Genomic DNA, 15,973 nt, shown 5'->3' on the forward strand with positions numbered 1-15,973 from the left:
GAAGACGTGGGTCAAAGGGTCAGGAAGCCGTCGTACAGGCCAAAGGCTGCCACCAGGGCACCGATGACCACGGCTGCGAAGATCAGTTTTTCCACGTTGGTGAAGACAGGTTGGCCAACCTCACGCTTGGCCTTGGCGAACAGGATTGCGCCAGGTGCGTAGAGCAGGGCCGAGAGCAGCAGGTATTTCACGCCACCGGCGTACAGCAGCCAGACGGCGTACAACAGGGCGATACCACCGATCACCAGGTCCTTCTGCCGTTCGGCCAGGGCCTGCTCGTAGGTTTCGCTACGCAGAGCCAGCAGGAAGGCATAGGCGGCCGACCACAGGTAGGGCACCAGGATCATCGAGGTGGCCAGGTAGATCAGCGACAGGTAGGTACTGCTGGAGAACAGCGTGATCACCAGGAAGATCTGCACCATGGCGTTGGTCAGCCACAGGGCGTTGGCCGGTACCTGGTTGGCGTTCTCGCGGCGCAGGAACTCCGGCATGGTATGGTCCTTGGCGGCGGCGAACATGATCTCGGCGCACAGCAGCACCCACGACAGCAGGGCCCCGAGCAGCGAGATGATCAGGCCGACGCTGATCAGTACCGCGCCCCAGTGGCCGACCACATGCTCCAGTACGGCAGCCATCGACGGGTTCTGCAGCTTGGCCAGTTCTGGTTGGGTCATGATGCCCAGCGACAGCACGTTGACCAGCACCAGGAACAGCAGCACGGTGACGAAGCCGATGACCGTGGCCTTGCCCACGTCAGAGCGTTTTTCCGCCCGCGACGAGAAGATGCTCGCACCCTCGATGCCGATGAACACCCACACGGTGACCAGCATCATGTTGCGCACCTGGTTCATCACGCTGCCCAGCTCTGGCGTACCTACCGCCCAGATGTCGGCGGTGAAGATGTCGAGCTTGAAGGCGAACAGGCAGATCAGGGCGAACAGCAGCAGCGGTACCACCTTGGCCACGGTGGTGATCAGGTTGATGAATGCTGCTTCCTTGATGCCGCGCAGCACCAGGAAATGCACGGCCCACAGCAGCACTGATGCGCCGATGATGGCGGCCGGGGTGTTGCCTTCGCCGAAGATCGGGAAGAAGTAGCCCAGGGTACTGAACAGCAGCACGAAGTAGCCGACGTTGCCCAGCCAGGCACTGATCCAGTAGCCCCAGGCCGAGGAGAAGCCCATGTAGTCGCCAAAACCGGCCTTGGCGTAGGCATACACCCCGCCATCCAGGTCAGGCTTGCGGTTGGCCAGGGTCTGGAACACGAACGCCAGGGTCAGCATGCCGACCGCGGTGATCGCCCAGCCGATCAGTACAGCGCCAACCCCTGCGCTGGCAGCCATGTTTTGCGGCAGCGAGAAGATCCCGCCACCAATCATCGAACCGACGACAAGTGCAACTAACGCGCCGAGCTTTAGTTTTCCGGATGAATCAGACATTTAACAACTCCTGCCAGGAGAAAGTTGACGACAGAGTAAATCCGACGCCGCTGCCATTCGCTGACTTGGGTCAGTTCATGGCGACGTGAAGTAGGAAAATTCCTTCACGAAGCTCCTGGAGAGTGCCGACAACTTATGCCGCAGGCCTTGCATGCTGGCACCTCCATGTCCATCTAGAGCAAACGCTCTGTTCAGCCTGCGATGCTTGACGCTAGCCGTTTTTGCCGCTTTCGCAAATTTTTCACAAGAATTTCGAGTTTTATCGGATTCTTTTCTAGTTGCTCCGGAGCTGCTAGGTTTTACTCAAAAGCTGGCATAGACAAAGCAGTTATTAGTGCTATAGCTTCATTGGTCAGGATCATTATAAGTAGCAACACTTATATGGACCGCATGGCTGTTTCAAGCCCATGACAGTGCGCAAAAAAAGGAAGGCTCATGAGCGAACCGGGACAGAAGCTGCGCCTGGGCGCGCTGATCGCATTGGTGGTCGGCTCGATGATTGGAGGCGGGATCTTCTCGTTGCCGCAGAACATGGCGGCGCGTGCCGATGTGGGGGCTGTGCTGATCGGTTGGGGTATCACCGCAGTCGGCATGTTGGCCCTGGCTTTCGTATTCCAGACCCTGGCCAACCGCAAGCCGGAGCTGGACTCGGGAGTGTACGCCTACGCCAAGGCCGGCTTTGGCGAATACATGGGTTTTTCCTCGGCCTGGGGCTACTGGATCAGTGCCTGGCTGGGCAACGTCGGCTACTTCGTGCTGCTGTTCAGCACCCTGGGCTTCTACTTCCCGGTGTTCGGCGAGGGCAACACGCCAATTGCCATCGGTTGCGCCTCGCTGCTGCTGTGGGCGGTGCATTTCCTGGTGCTGCGCGGCATCAAGGAAGCGGCGTTCATCAACCAGGTGACCACCGTGGCCAAGGTGGTACCGTTGCTGATTTTCGTGGTGATCGCGGCGTTCGCCTTCCGCGCCGATATCTTCACACGTGACATCTGGGGCCTGAGCAACCCGCAGTTCGGCAGCGTGCTGGAGCAGGTGCGCAACATGATGCTGGTCACCGTGTTCGTGTTCATCGGTATCGAGGGCGCCAGCGTGTATTCCGGGCGCGCCCAGCGCCGCTCGGATGTGGGCAAGGCCACGGTGATCGGTTTCCTGGGAGTGCTGGCGCTGCTGGTGCTGGTCAACGTGCTGTCGCTGGGGGTGATGACCCAGCCGCAACTGGCCGGGCTGCAGAACCCGTCACTGGCTTCGGTGCTGGAGCATATCGTCGGGCCATGGGGTGCCTTGCTGATCAGTATCGGCCTGGCGGTTTCGCTGCTTGGCGCGCTGCTGTCGTGGGCGTTGCTGTGTGCCGAGATCCTCTACGCCACGGCGCGGGACAAGACCATGCCGCGTTTCCTGGCCAAGGAAAACGCCAACCATGTACCGGCCAACGCCCTGTGGCTGACCAACTGCATGATCCAGGGCTTCCTGCTGATCACGCTGTTTTCCGCCGGTACCTATACCAGCCTGATCTACCTGGCCTCGTCGATGATTCTTGTGCCCTACCTGTGGTCGGCGGCCTACGCCGTGCTGCTGGCGGTACGTGCAGAAACCTACGACGAGCAGCCGGCCCTGCGCCGCAAGGACCTGCTGGTGGCGCTGGTTGCCCTGGTATATGCCGTGTGGCTGTTGTACGCCGGCGGGCTGAAGTACCTGCTGCTGTCGGCGCTGCTGTACGCGCCGGGCGTGATCCTGTTCGCCAGGGCCAAGCATGAGCAGGGTAAAACCTTGTTCACCACTTGGGAAAAGCTGATTTTCGCTGCCGTGCTGGCAGGTGCCGCGCTGGCGGCCTATGCCCTGTACTCAGGGCTGCTGAGCTTGTGACGGGGCAGGGCAGGGGGCGTGCTCGGGGCGGGACCAGATCCACAGGTTGCCCAGGGTCATGCCGGCAATGGCCAGGAACACCGGCCAGCGGTGTTCCAGGAACGTCAGCATCAGGCCCGCGCACAGCAGCATGCTGAGGGTCGCGCTGACCTTGGCCCGGCGCTGGATCACCTTGCCATTGCGCCAGTTGTGCAGGATCGGCCCGAACAACCGGTGGTTTTCCAGCCAGGCAGACAGGCGCGGCGAACTGCGTGTGGCCGCCCAGGCAGCCAGCAGGATGAATTCGGTGGTCGGCAGGCCGGGAATGACGATCGCGACCAGGCCCACGCCCAGGCTCACGTAAGCCAAGGTCGCATACAGCAGGCGGGCGAGTTTCGAACGGGCGGGTCGGGTCATGGTCTCACTGCATGGAAGCGGTTCGGCCACCGGTAGGGTGGCCGGGGTATGGCGTGTCAAACCAGCGCGGCATCTGCAGCATAGGCATGCTTGAGCAGCTTGGTGAAGCGCTCGAAGGCAGCAACTGCGCCGCGTTCGGCAGCGGCTTCCTCTTCGGCCGACAGGGCCAGGCCATCAAGAATGCGGGTGAACTGTTTCCAGCCTTCGGCACGGCCACCGGCCGGTTCGCCCAGGTGTCGGGCACCGAAAGTTTCGGACAGTTCCAGGGCCACGGCACGCTTGATCAGAAACGCAGCGCCCAGTTTGGAGCCTTCGGAGACGAAGATCCAGCCCATTGCCTCGCCCAGGCTCGGGTTGCGCAGGGCCCCCGGTACGGCTGGCGGTACTTCGGTGTCGAGGTCGGCGAGGTCCAGGCGGGCCTGTTCGGCACGGCAGCGCTCGGCCAGGTCGGGGATGATGGCGATCAGTTGCGGGTCGTTGTACAGGGCCTGCAGCTCGGCCTGGAACAGGTACTGGGCGACCACGAAGCGGGCGAAGCTTTCGCGGCTGTCGAAGGGCGCGTGGGCTTTGACCAGGGCATCCAGTTCGGCGTGGGGGGCGTGGGTGATCTGGTTGAGGCGCTGGGAGCGCAGGGCTGGGCGGTCGGTCATGGGGCAGTCCTTGGAAAAGGGGGCGTCTAGAGACAAGACGAAACAGCGGGGCTGGGACAGTAAAAAAATCGGGTTTTCGTGTTGCCTGTACTGGCCTCTTCGCGGGCTTGCCCGCTCCCACAGGTCCATCGCAGGCCCAAGGCTTGCGCAGTATCTGTGGGAGCGGGCGAGCCCGCGAATAGGCCGGTACAGACGCAAGGGGTCAGATATCCCAAACCACATTGATGCCGAAGTTGCGCCCCGGCATGGTCAGGCGGTCGATGTTGGCCGGCTGAGTCACGGCCGCTTCACCCTGGCCGTCGTAGCTGCGTACCGAATCCCACTGCCAGTACTTCTTGTCGGTGAGGTTGTACAGGCCGGCGTTGATGGTCACGTCGTCGGTGACCTTGTAGTAACCGGTCAGGTCCAGCACCCCGTAGCCCGGGGTGCGGAACTTGGAGCTCGAGCCGTCGGGCGAGTAGAAGGTGCTGTCGCCGACGCGGGTCTTGCGCTTGACCAATGTCCAGCTCAGCAGGCCGCCGTAGTGTTGTTGTTCGTAACCCAGGCCGAACACGCCCTTGAGCGGGTTGACGCTGTTCAGTGGCTCGCCGGTGTCATCGTTTCGGCCATAGGTGTAGGCGATCGAGCCCTGGGTATACAGGCCCTGCGGCGCACCGAAGTGGTCCAGGTTCAGGCGGCCCTTGACCTCGGTACCCTTGATGGTGGCGTGCTTGATGTTGTTGGCCTTGAAGGTCTGCTCCAGGTTGGCGCTTTGTACGGCATCTTCGTCGATGAAGTCGCGGTACTTGTTGTAGAACACCGCCACGTCGAAATTACCGGCGTCGAAGTTGCCACGCAGGCCGGTTTCATAGCTTTTGCTCTTTTCGGGTTCGAGCCCCGGGTTGCCTTCGACGCGGTAGCCTTGCTCGATGTTCTCAAACTTCCCGTACATGGATTTGGCGGTCGGGGTGCGGAAACCTTCGGCGTACTGGCCATACCAGGTGTAGTTGTCGTTGAAGGCGTAGGTCAGGCCGAACTTGGGCGAGACGCGGTGCCACTTCTTGTCCGAGTCGTCCTGGGAGGTTGGTGCGGTGCCGCTGGACTCCAGGCCACGCAGGAATTCCTCGGTGAACCTGGGCTCCATGCGCGTGTAGTCGTAACGGGCACCAGGCATGAAGGTCCAGTTGTTCCAGCGGATTTCATCCTGCACGAACAGGCTGTAGGTGTTCACCGTCGGGTCCGGGAAGTCGCTGACCAGGGCCTGGCCGTCTGCCGGGCGCTCGGCGCCAGCGGCAGAACAGCCTGAACCAACGGCCAGGCAGGTACCGGTGCCGCTGCGGGAACCGGTGACCTTCTCGTGCTTGAGGGTGGTGCCGTACGTCAACAGGTGGTCGGTGGCGCCGAGGCTGAAGGCCTTGTCCAGCTGGGCGTCGAATACCCACTGGCGGTCCTTGTACAGGGTGTCTCGGGTACGCAGTACCTGACGGCCAGGCGGTGCGTAGACTTCCTCGGTGTGCTGGTCGGTCTTGGCGATCTGGTAGTTCAGGCTCCACTTCACATGGTCGGCGACCAGCGAATCCAGGCCGAACTCATGATTGATGCCAAAGCGTTCGCGGGTGATGGTGTCGTTGCCATTGCGCGCCTTGTAGTACCCCGAGGCACCAAAGCCAGGAATGAAAGGCCCGCCCACCGCACTGAGGATGTTCTGGTCGCGGTCATCCTTGTAGCGCTCGTAGGTGAAGCCCAGGCGCGCTTCGTCGGCGTAGTTCCAGCCCAGCTTGGCCAGCACGTTTGTGGTGCGCACGTCCATCGGGTTGGCTTCGGTACGCGCCAGGCCGTCACCGCTGTGGCCGCCGTGGGTCTCGGTTTCGTGACCGTTGCGCTGGCTCAGGTGCAACAGGCCGTCGAAGTCGCCCTGGCGGCCGGCGACGGTGGCGGAGGTCAGCCAGCTTTCGTCGGCCGAGCTGTAGCCGGTCTTCAGGCGGGCACCGGCGTCCTTGCCAGGCTTGATGATGTCGTCCGGGTCTAGGGTGAAGTAGCTCACCGCCCCGCCGATGGCGTTGCTGCCATACAGCACCGAGGCCGGGCCGCGGAGGATTTCCACACGCTTGACGATCTCCGGGTCAACGTAGTTGCGCTGGGTCTGGGCGTAGGGGCCGAAGAAGAAACTGTCGGGGATCGACACGCCGTCCACCTGGGTGAGGATGCGCTCGCCATCGATACCACGGATGTTGTAGCCGTTCAGGCCGCTGCGCTGGCCGGTGCCGGCTACCGACACACCCGGTTCGTAGCGCACCAGGTCCTGGATGTTGTTCACGTTCTGCCGGTCCAGTTGCTCGCGGGTCTGCACGCTGACGGTGCTCGGCACCTGGCTGACGTCCTGGGCGCTGCGGGTGGCGCTGACTGTCACCTGCTGCAGGGCAATCACATTGGCGCTGGCCTGGCGTTCGAGCACCACATTGCCGTTGCTGATCTTGCGAAAGCCCAGGCCGGTGCCGTGCAGCAGGCGCTTGAGCGCGGCTTCCGGTGGTAGCGAACCCTGCACCCCTGGCGATGCCACGCCGTCGGCCAGTTCGGCGCTGAAGCCGACCTGCCAGCCGGTGACCTGGCTGAAAGCATTGATGGCCGTAACCAGCGGCTGCTGGCCGATGCTGAAGCGGTAGTCGCCCATGCGCGGGCTGCTGGCCTGTGCCGGCTCGGCGGCCAGCGCCGGCAGGCTGATGGCGCCACTGGCGAGCAGGGCCAGGTTCAGTAGGGAAAGGCTCAGGAGGGACAGTTGCCCTCCATGGCGAGGAAGGGTGGAGGGGCGGGTAGGACCTGTGGACATCGGAAGCGCTCCCTGACGCGCGGACTGTTATAGGTGATGGCTGTCCTCGTTTTCAAACGAGAATCAGTTGCATTGGCTATAACGAGACGGGCGGGGTAGCGTGACTGCGTAAAAATAAATTCAGGGGACCATGATCATGTGCTGCCTGCACGGGCCTCATCGCCGGCAAGCCAGCTCTCATAGAACAACACATGACTCATTGGTTCGGCGAGGTTCTGTAGGAGCAGCCTTGTGCTGCGAAGAGGCCGGTACTGACAAAGCCTGTCTGTTGCTTGTACCGGCCTCTTCGCAGCACAAGGCTGCTCCTACAAAGGCCGCGTCAGACGAGCGATATTTGTTCTCTGCGCGACGCGCAGCCCAAAAGGGCTGGGTAATCTCCCACAGGGACATCGCATTGCTTGAGGCCAATGCGGTCGGGGTGGGAGCTGGCTTGCCGGCGATGAGGCCGAGACAGGCAAAAGATCAGTTCAGGATAACCAGCGCCGGGTACTCATGCAGCTGTGCCGCGGTGATGTGGGCCAGTGCACGCAGGGTTTCCAGCGGCTGGTCGAGGCGGTAGTTGCCGGTGACCGCCATGTCTTCCAGCTGCGCATTGCGGTTGATGATCCAGCCCGGGTAGTAGCGCTGCACCTCGGCCAGCACCTGGCTCAGCGGGCAGTTCTCGAACACCAGGCGGCCGTCGACCCAGGCCAGGTCCTTGTGCATGTCGGGGCGCTGGCGCTGGCCGAACCCCTTGGGGCCGACGCTGATGCTGTCGCCGGCGCTCAGGCGGATGCGCTGGTCGCGGGCCCCCTGCAGGTCGACATCGCCGCGCTGCACCCGCACCTGTGCCTCGCCGTCGAGGTAGCGCACGGCAAAGTCGGTGTCGCGCACCTGCGCGCGCAACGGCCCGGCCTGCACTTCCAGTGGTAGCAGCGCGCCCTCGGGGACCTGAAAATAGGCCTCACCCTGCAATAGGCGGGCGACCTGGCGACCATCACGCTGCTCGCTGGCAAATGCCGAATTGGTGTTGAGCAGCACTTTCGCCCCATCTTCCAGCTGCAGGCGCTGGCGTTCTCCCACCACTGTCAGGTGGTCGGCCTGCAGGCGCATGGGCAGGTTGCCGAGGGTGAACAGCCCGACCAGCAGCAGCGCTGCCGTGGCCAGGGGTTTCCAGTGGCTGCGCAGGCGCCCGCGCCACGAGCGGCGCTGTTGCCGATGCATCTGCACGGCCACCTGGTGCAGCGGCGCGCCGTTCCACAGGGCTTCTGCCTCCACATAGGCCTCGGCATTTTCCGGCGCTGCGCTCAGCCAGGCTTCGAAGGCCTGTGTGTCGTCGGCATCGGCGCATTGCAGGCGCACCAGCCAGTCCAGCGCCTCGTCCATGGCACGAGCACGGGCGCTGGGCCCGGCGGGTGACGGGCGAGGGGCAGGGCTGTCGGTCACGGTGAATCCTTGAATGGTTTTTTGCGAATGATCAAGGCTGAGGCGGGGTGTGGCAAGGGCTTTGCGTTGCCTCACTTGAGGCGGTCGGCGACACCCATGCAGATCGCCATGATCAGTTTCAGTTCCTTCTGTACCGTGCTGGGCGAAACATTCAGTTGTTCGGCGATTTCCAGGTAGGTGGCGCCATGCAGGCGGCTGAGGATGAAGATGCGCTGCTGGCGTTCGCTCAACTGGTTGAGGCTGATGCTCAGGTGCCTGAGCAACTGCTCGGCATGGGCCGCATCCTCGCTGCTGGTGGCCGGTGCGGCCACGCTGTGCAGGACCTCGTCGGGCACGTCGTCGACCAGCATGCGCGATTGCACCCGGCGTGCGCGCAGGTGGTCGAGGGCCAGGTTGCGCGCGGTCTGGAACACGAACGGCTCGATGTGTTCGATGGGCCGCTCACCGAGCGCGCGGGACACCCGCAGGTAGGTTTCCTGCAACAGGTCCTCGGCCGTATTGGGGTTGCCCACCATGCGCTGCAGGGTGCGCAGCAGGGTAAGGCGCTGGACGAGGAAGACAGAGTTGAACCGGGACTGACTCACTGGGGGACCTGGCCGACGAAAGGTTAATGATAATGCTTATCATCCACCTCGAAGGTCAAGCCTGGAAATGTTAGGAAAAGGTAAAGATTGTGAGTCCCAGCCTTGCGCGGTCCCGTGTAGGAGCGGCCTTGTGTCGCGATGGGCTGCGCAGCAGTCCCAGCATTTTGGCCTTGGCACAGATTGCAGGGGGCTGCTGCGCAGCCCATCGCGACACAAGGCCGCTCCTACAGGGAGCGTGCCGAAGCTCAGCGGGCGCGGCACAACGCCAGGCAGTTATCCAGCATGCGGTTGGAGAACCCCCACTCGTTGTCATACCAGGCCAGCACCTTGAGCATGCGCCCGTTGGCCCGGGTATGGTTGGCATCGAAGATCGACGACAGCGGGTTGTGGTTGAAATCGCAGGAAACCAGCGGCAAGGCGTTGTAGCCCAATACCCTGGAATGCTTGCTGGCCTCGAGGAACAGCTGGTTGACCTGTTCGGCCGTGGCCTCGCGCTTGAGATTGACCGTGAGGTCCACCAGCGACACGTTGATCACCGGCACCCGTACCGCCATGCCGGTCAGCTTGCCGGCCAGCTCCGGCAGCACCAGGCCCACGGCCTCGGCAGCGCCGGTCTTGCTCGGGATCATCGACTGGGTCGCCGAGCGCGCACGGTACGGGTCGCCGTGGTACACATCGGTCAGCACCTGATCGTTGGTATAGGCATGGATGGTAGTCATCAGGCCCTGGTCGATGCCGAACTCGCGGTGCAGCACCTGGGCAATCGGTGCCAGGCAGTTGGTAGTGCAGGAGGCATTGGAGATGATCTGGTGCGAGGCCCGCAGGATGTCATGGTTGACCCCGTACACCACGGTGGCATCGGCGCCTTTGGCCGGTGCCGAGACAATCACCTTGCCAGCCCCCGCAGCCAGGTGGGCGGCGGCCTTGGCACGCTCGGTGAACAGCCCGGTGCATTCGAACACCACGTCGATCGCCTCGGCCTTCCAGGGCAGTTCGGCCGGGTTGCGGATGGCACTGACCGCGATACGGTCACCGTTGACCGTGAGGCTTTCGTGGTCGGCCTCGACGCTGGCGTCGAAGGTGCCGTGCACGCTGTCGTACTTGAGCAGGTGGGCATTCATGGCGCTGTCGCCCAGGTCGTTGATGGCGACGACCTGCAGGTCCTGGCGGTAGCCTTGGGTATACAGTGCGCGCAGGACGTTGCGCCCGATGCGGCCGAATCCATTGATGGCGATGCGTAGGGTCATGGCAGTACCTCTGGCAGTCCGAGTGAAAGCTGTGGCACAAAGGAGCTTCACTGAAACGGTTTTGTTGTTGGAATTACAAGATTATTCACCTGCCGATAGAAAACAAGCCTTTTTAGTGGCAGTATTTTGTTTAAACATACAACGAGTGGTTGGGCGACGTGCCTCCACCGATGCAGCGGGCTCCTCTACCTTGAGCCTAGGCCGCAATCGTTTGGAGGGGAAATGCCCGGCAAACCGCCCTTACAATTAGCCTGGAGTCCAGTACATGCATCCGCGCATCCTTGAGGTCACCCAGCGGCTGGTCGAACGTAGCCGTGCCACCCGCGAACGCTACCTGCAACTGATTCGCGGCGCGGCCAGTGACGGCCCCATGCGTGCCAGCCTGCAGTGCGCCAACTTCGCCCATGGCGTGGCCGGTTGCGGCAGCGACGACAAGCAGACCCTGCGCCTGATGAACGCGGCCAACGTGGCCATTGTCTCGGCCTACAACGACATGCTTTCGGCGCACCAGCCGTATCAGCACTTCCCCGAGCAGATCAAGCAGGCCTTGCGTGAAGTCGGCTCGGTCGGCCAGTTCGCCGGTGGCGTGCCAGCCATGTGCGATGGCGTGACTCAGGGCGAGCCGGGCATGGAGCTGGCCATCGCCAGCCGCGAAGTGATCGCCATGTCCACTGCCGTGGCCCTGTCGCACAACATGTTCGATGCCGCGCTGATGCTGGGCATCTGCGACAAGATCGTTCCCGGCCTGATGATGGGGGCGCTGCGCTTCGGCCACCTGCCGACCATCTTCGTTCCGGGCGGGCCGATGGTCTCCGGCATTTCCAACAAGCAGAAGGCCGATGTGCGCCAGCGCTACGCCGAAGGCAAGGCCAGCCGCGAAGAGCTGCTGGAGTCGGAGATGAAGTCCTACCACAGTCCTGGCACCTGCACCTTCTACGGCACTGCCAATACCAACCAGTTGGTGATGGAGGTGATGGGCCTGCACCTGCCGGGCGCCTCGTTCGTCAACCCGTACACACCGCTGCGCGACGCGCTCACCGCCGAGGCCGCGCAGCAGGTCACGCGCATGACCAAGGCCAGCGGCAGCTTCATGCCGCTGGGTGAAATCGTCGACGAGAAGGCGTTGGTCAACTCCATCGTCGCCCTGCATGCCACCGGCGGCTCGACCAACCATACCCTGCACATCCCGGCGATTGCCCAGGCTGCGGGTATCCAGCTGACCTGGCAGGACATGGCTGACCTGTCCGAGGTGGTACCGACCCTGTCCCACGTCTACCCCAACGGCAAGGCCGACATCAACCACTTCCAGGCCGCTGGCGGCATGGCCTTCCTGATCCGCGAGCTGCTCGATGCCGGGCTGCTGCACGAAGATGTCAACACCGTGGCCGGCCATGGCCTGCGCCGCTACACCCAGGAGCCGTTCCTCGACAACGGCAGGCTGGTGTGGCGCGAAGGGCCGCAGCACAGCCTGGACGAAAGCATCCTGCGCCCGGTGGCGCGGCCGTTCTCGGCCGAAGGCGGGCTGCGGGTGATGGAGGGCAACCTCGGCCGCGGCGTGATGAAGGTGTCCGCTGTTGCCCCCGAGCACCAGGTGGTCGAGGCCCCGGCGCGGGTGTTCCACGACCAGCAGTCGCTGGCCGATGCGTTCAAGGCCGGCGAGCTGGAGCGTGACTTCGTCGCCGTGGTGCGCTTCCAGGGCCCGCGCTGCAACGGCATGCCGGAGCTGCACAAGCTCACACCGTTCCTCGGTGTGCTGCAGGACCGTGGCTTCAAGGTGGCACTGGTCACCGACGGTCGCATGTCCGGTGCCTCGGGCAAGATCCCGGCGGCCATTCACGTTTGCCCCGAGGCTTATGACGGCGGCCCGCTGGCACGGGTGCGCGATGGTGATATTGTGCGGGTCGATGGTGTCGAAGGCACGCTGCGGGTAATGGTGTCGGCCGAAGAACTGGCCAGCCGCGACCTGCCGCCAGCGCCACAGGGCAACGACCTGGGCTGCGGCCGCGAGCTGTTCGGCTTCATGCGCATGGCGTTCAGCCCGGCAGAGCAGGGCGCCAGTGCGTTTACCTCGGCCCTGGAGAACCTCAAATGAAGGACCTGCTGGTTGGCGACATCGGCGGCACCAATGCCCGTTTTGCGTTGTGGCGTGACAACCAGCTGCATGAAGTGAAGGTCTTTGCCACCGAGGACTACACCAGCCCGGAACAGGCCATCGAGGCTTACCTTGAAGGCTTGGGCATTCCCCGCGGCGGCGTGACTGCTGCCTGCCTGGCGGTGGCCGGTCCGGTCGATGGCGATGAGTTCCGCTTCACCAACAACCACTGGCGCCTCAGCCGCGTGGCCTTCTGCCAGACATTGCAGGTCGAGCGGCTGCTGCTGATCAACGATTTTACCGCCATGGCGCTGGGCATGACCCGCCTGCGCCCCGGCGAGTTCCGCGAAGTGTGCCCAGGCCAGGCGGACCTGTCTCGGCCGGCATTGGTCATTGGCCCGGGTACCGGGCTGGGCGTTGGCGCGCTATTGCGCCTGGGCGAACAGCACTGGCATGCCTTGCCGGGAGAGGGCGGGCACGTCGACCTGCCGGTGGGCAATGCCCGCGAAGCGGCGATTCACCAACAGATTCACGGGCAGATCGGCCATGTCAGCGCCGAGACCGTGCTCAGTGGCGGTGGCCTGCTGCGCCTGTACCAGGCAATTTGCTCGCTGGACGGCGACACACCCCGACACAAGACCCCGGCACAGATCACCGATGCCGCGCTCGGCGGCGAGCCGCGGGCGCTGGCGGTGATCGAGCAGTTCTGCCGGTTCCTCGGCCGAGTCGCTGGTAACAATGTTCTGACGCTGGGCGCACGGGGTGGGGTCTATATTGTCGGCGGCGTGATCCCGCGCTTTGCCGAGCTGTTCGTGCGCAGCGGGTTTGCCGCGAGTTTTTCCGACAAGGGCTGCATGAGTGGCTATTTCGCTGGCGTGCCGGTTTGGCTGGTGACGGCGGAGTTTTCCGGGTTGCTGGGGGCCGGGGTGGCTTTGCAGCAGGCGCTGGATAACCGATAGGTAGCAGGGGGCCGCTGTGCGGCCCATCGCGACACAAGGCCGCTCCTACACGGGGCCGCGCCATTCTGTAGGAGCGGCCTTGTGTCGCGATGGGCTGCAAGGCAGCCCCAGAAAGCAACACCCGACAGCAGGCAAAAAGACCTGCAATCAACAAGAGGAAGGACCACCTTGAGCACTGCCGGCAAATCGATCCTGATGGTCGACGACGACCAGGAAATCCGCGAACTGCTGCAAACCTACCTGAGCCGCTCCGGCTTCCAGGTGCATGCCGAAGCCGACGGCAAGGGCTTTCGCCGCGCGCTGGAAACCACCCCCTGCGACCTGGTCATCCTCGATGTCATGCTGCCCGACGAAGACGGCTTCAGCTTGTGCCGCTGGGTACGCCAGCACCCGCGACAGGCACGGGTACCGATCATCATGCTCACCGCCAGCTCCGACGAAACCGACCGGGTCATCGGCCTGGAGCTGGGCGCCGACGACTACCTGGGCAAGCCATTCAGCCCCCGCGAACTGCAAGCGCGGATCAAGGCTCTGCTGCGCCGCGCCGAGTTCGGCCAGGCGGCGCCGGGCAGTGCGGTGCTGGCCTTCGACGACTGGCGCCTGGACACGGTCAGCCACCGCCTGTTCCATCGCGACGGTGAGGAAGTGATTCTCTCCGGCGCCGACTTCGCCCTGCTCAAGCTGTTCCTCGACCACCCACAGCAGATCCTCGACCGCGACACCATCGGCAACGCCACCCGTGGTCGCGAGCCGATGCCACTGGACCGCATCGTCGACATGGCGGTCAGCCGCCTGCGCCAGCGCCTGCGCGATACCGACAAACCACCCAGGCTGATCCGCACCGTACGCGGCAGCGGCTACCTGTTGGCTGCCCATGTCTGCAGTGCGCCCTGAGCGGCGCTGGCGACTGCTGCCGCGCTCGCTACTGGGGCGCATGCTGCTGCTGACCCTGCTGGTAGTGCTGCTGGCCCAGGGGTTGTCGAGCATCATCTGGGTTGCCCAATTGCGCGCCAGCCAGTTGCAGGGCCTGCGTGCCAGCGCCAGCAGCCTGGCTCATTCGATGAGTGCCAGTGTCAGCTACTTCCGTTCGTTGCCGGTGGCCTACCGGCCGATGGTCCTCGACCAGCTGCGCAGCATGGGCGGCACGCGCTTTTTCGTGTCGCTCAACGCCAAGCCGCTGGACATGCCGCTACTGCCCGTTACCCCGCGCAAGCAGGCGGTTATCGATGTGTTCCAGCAAGTGCTGCATGAGCGCCTGGGTTCGCAGATGGAAATTTCCGTGGAGTTCGTCGGGCCGGACGACCTGCGTATCTTCAACAGCGGCCTGAAGCTCGACGAACTGCCACGCTCCTGGGCGCATTACTCGCTGACCCTGGAGCCACTCAACCCGCCGGTGCTGGTAACCCAGATCCGCCTGGGCGAGGGTGAGTGGCTGTACATCGCCTCGCTGCTGCCCGAGCCCTACACCAGCCTGGAGGCCGAGCGCCTGCCGCGTCAGCAGATCGGCTTCATCGTGTTGACCACGGCCTTGCTGCTGTTGTTCATCGGCTTGCTGGTGCACTGGCAAAGCTGGCCGCTCAAGCGCCTGGCGCGGGCTGCACGGGAAATGTCGCTGGGCGCCGATGTGGCGCCGGTGGCCGAAGGCGGTGGCAGCGAGGTGGTCGAGGTGGGGCGTGCGTTCAACAGCATGCGCGAGCGCATCAGCCGATACCTGACCGAGCGCAGCCAGCTGTTCAGTGCCATTTCCCACGACCTGCGCACGCCGATCACCCGCTTGCGCCTGCGCGTCGAGCTGCTGGAGGACGAGCGCCTGCAGGCCAAGTTCAGCCAGGATCTGGACGAGCTGGAACTGCTGGTCAAAGGCGCGTTGCAGTGCGTGAAGGACACCGACATCCACGAGAACATCGAGCCGGTCGACCTCAACCAGGTGCTGGAAATCCTGGCCGAGCCTTACCTGGGCGATGGCCGCATAACGCTCGAAGGCCGGGCGCTGGCGCCGTACCCGGGCAAGCCGCTGGCGTTGCGGCGCTGCATCGGCAACCTGATCGACAATGCCATCAAGTACGGCGAGCGGGCACGGTTGCGCATCATCGACAATGCCGAGGGTTTTGTCCTGCAGGTGGATGACCAGGGGCCGGGGGTGCCGCAGCAGCAGCTGGAGCAGGTGTTCGAGCCGCACTTCCGTCTGGCCGGGCAGCAACAGGGGTACGGGCTGGGGTTGGGGATTGCGCGCAACATTGCCCATAGCCATGGCGGGGAGGTGAGCTTGCTGAACCTGCGTGAGGGCGGGTTGCGGGTGACCTTGTATCTGCCGCGGGGCATGGACTGAAGGGTTGTATTGCCTCTACCGGCCCCTTCGCGGGTAAACCCGCTCCCACAAAGACCTCACAGGTCCATGCAGACTCCGAGGCTAACGCAAAAACCTGTAGGAGCGGGTTTACCCACGAAGAGGCCGGCACAGGCAACACAAATGTCACTGACTGGTGACAAATCCACCCTCCTTGGTGACATT

At 63.8% G+C, this 15,973-nt stretch carries 12 protein-coding genes; 5 read left to right on the forward strand and 7 right to left on the reverse strand.

The features are described 5' to 3' along the window. Positions 1 to 11 precede the first annotated feature (11 nt). Positions 12 to 1,439, reverse strand: a complete 1,428-nt coding sequence (gene arcD / locus GEV38_RS05650; RefSeq protein WP_015269087.1) for an arginine-ornithine antiporter — start codon at positions 1,437 to 1,439, stop codon at positions 12 to 14. Positions 1,440 to 1,874: 435 nt separating this feature from the next. Between arcD (GEV38_RS05650) and arcD (GEV38_RS05655) the strand changes: the two genes are divergently transcribed. Then, entirely contained in the window at positions 1,875 to 3,302 is a 1,428-nt protein-coding gene (gene arcD / locus GEV38_RS05655; protein ID WP_013971114.1) for an arginine-ornithine antiporter, read from the forward strand. On the opposite strand, the gene GEV38_RS05660 is transcribed toward arcD (GEV38_RS05655), so the two are convergent. The 6 genes from GEV38_RS05660 to gap form a co-directional block, all read right to left on the reverse strand. Next, positions 3,282 to 3,698: a YbaN family protein gene (locus tag GEV38_RS05660; protein WP_013971115.1), complete on the reverse strand. Its 417-nt coding sequence runs from the start codon at positions 3,696 to 3,698 to the stop codon at positions 3,282 to 3,284. The two genes, arcD (GEV38_RS05655) and GEV38_RS05660, sit on opposite strands and share 21 nt — an antisense overlap. Positions 3,699 to 3,754: 56 nt before the next feature. Then, a complete protein-coding gene (locus GEV38_RS05665) occupies positions 3,755 to 4,348 on the reverse strand; it encodes a biliverdin-producing heme oxygenase (protein WP_015269088.1) in 594 nt (197 codons plus the stop codon). A 202-nt stretch (positions 4,349 to 4,550) separates the two neighbouring features. Beyond that, positions 4,551 to 7,154, reverse strand: a complete 2,604-nt coding sequence (locus GEV38_RS05670) for a TonB-dependent receptor (RefSeq protein WP_054571882.1) — start codon at positions 7,152 to 7,154, stop codon at positions 4,551 to 4,553. Between the two features lie 462 nt (positions 7,155 to 7,616). Further along, a complete protein-coding gene (locus GEV38_RS05675) occupies positions 7,617 to 8,579 on the reverse strand; it encodes a FecR domain-containing protein (RefSeq protein WP_054573362.1) in 963 nt (320 codons plus the stop codon). A 71-nt stretch (positions 8,580 to 8,650) separates the two neighbouring features. Further along, the gene (locus tag GEV38_RS05680) at positions 8,651 to 9,163 is read right to left on the reverse strand and encodes an RNA polymerase sigma factor (RefSeq protein WP_015269091.1); all 513 of its coding nucleotides are present in this window, start codon (positions 9,161 to 9,163) and stop codon (positions 8,651 to 8,653) included. Between the two features lie 245 nt (positions 9,164 to 9,408). Next, on the reverse strand, positions 9,409 to 10,410 hold the full coding sequence (gene gap / locus GEV38_RS05685; protein ID WP_015269092.1) for a type I glyceraldehyde-3-phosphate dehydrogenase: 1,002 nt from the start codon (positions 10,408 to 10,410) through the stop codon (positions 9,409 to 9,411). Between the two features lie 265 nt (positions 10,411 to 10,675). Between gap and edd the strand changes: the two genes are divergently transcribed. The 4 genes from edd (at position 10,676) to GEV38_RS05705 (ending at position 15,790) form a co-directional block, all read left to right on the forward strand. After that, entirely contained in the window at positions 10,676 to 12,502 is a 1,827-nt protein-coding gene (gene edd / locus GEV38_RS05690; protein WP_054573361.1) for a phosphogluconate dehydratase, read from the forward strand. Beyond that, positions 12,499 to 13,461 (forward strand): glucokinase, encoded by a 963-nt coding sequence (locus GEV38_RS05695; RefSeq protein ID WP_054573360.1) that lies wholly within the window; start codon positions 12,499 to 12,501, stop codon positions 13,459 to 13,461. Before edd ends, GEV38_RS05695 begins: the two co-directional genes overlap by 4 nt. Before the next feature lie 168 nt (positions 13,462 to 13,629). Next, positions 13,630 to 14,355 (forward strand): two-component system response regulator GltR, encoded by a 726-nt coding sequence (gene gltR / locus GEV38_RS05700; protein WP_054573359.1) that lies wholly within the window; start codon positions 13,630 to 13,632, stop codon positions 14,353 to 14,355. Continuing rightward, positions 14,336 to 15,790, forward strand: coding sequence for an ATP-binding protein (locus GEV38_RS05705; protein ID WP_054573358.1), 1,455 nt, complete (start codon positions 14,336 to 14,338; stop codon positions 15,788 to 15,790). Before gltR ends, GEV38_RS05705 begins: the two co-directional genes overlap by 20 nt. Positions 15,791 to 15,973: the final 183 nt, after the last annotated feature.

Source organism: Pseudomonas sp. 13159349, from assembly GCF_013305685.1.
GTDB classification, from domain to species: domain Bacteria; phylum Pseudomonadota; class Gammaproteobacteria; order Pseudomonadales; family Pseudomonadaceae; genus Aquipseudomonas; species Aquipseudomonas asiatica.

What these genes read in the sequence shown, in the direction of transcription:
- GEV38_RS05695 (WP_054573360.1), top strand. Translation starts at nt 12,499, where the DNA reads ATGAAGGACCTGCTGGTTGGCGACATCGGCGGCACCAATGCCCGTTTT.
- arcD (WP_015269087.1), bottom strand. Translation starts at nt 1,439, where the DNA reads ATGTCTGATTCATCCGGAAAACTAAAGCTCGGCGCGTTAGTTGCACTT.
- GEV38_RS05705 (WP_054573358.1), top strand. Translation starts at nt 14,336, where the DNA reads ATGTCTGCAGTGCGCCCTGAGCGGCGCTGGCGACTGCTGCCGCGCTCG.
- GEV38_RS05660 (WP_013971115.1), bottom strand. Translation starts at nt 3,698, where the DNA reads ATGACCCGACCCGCCCGTTCGAAACTCGCCCGCCTGCTGTATGCGACC.
- edd (WP_054573361.1), top strand. Translation starts at nt 10,676, where the DNA reads ATGCATCCGCGCATCCTTGAGGTCACCCAGCGGCTGGTCGAACGTAGC.
- arcD (WP_013971114.1), top strand. Translation starts at nt 1,875, where the DNA reads ATGAGCGAACCGGGACAGAAGCTGCGCCTGGGCGCGCTGATCGCATTG.
- GEV38_RS05670 (WP_054571882.1), bottom strand. Translation starts at nt 7,154, where the DNA reads ATGTCCACAGGTCCTACCCGCCCCTCCACCCTTCCTCGCCATGGAGGG.
- gap (WP_015269092.1), bottom strand. Translation starts at nt 10,410, where the DNA reads ATGACCCTACGCATCGCCATCAATGGATTCGGCCGCATCGGGCGCAAC.
- GEV38_RS05665 (WP_015269088.1), bottom strand. Translation starts at nt 4,348, where the DNA reads ATGACCGACCGCCCAGCCCTGCGCTCCCAGCGCCTCAACCAGATCACC.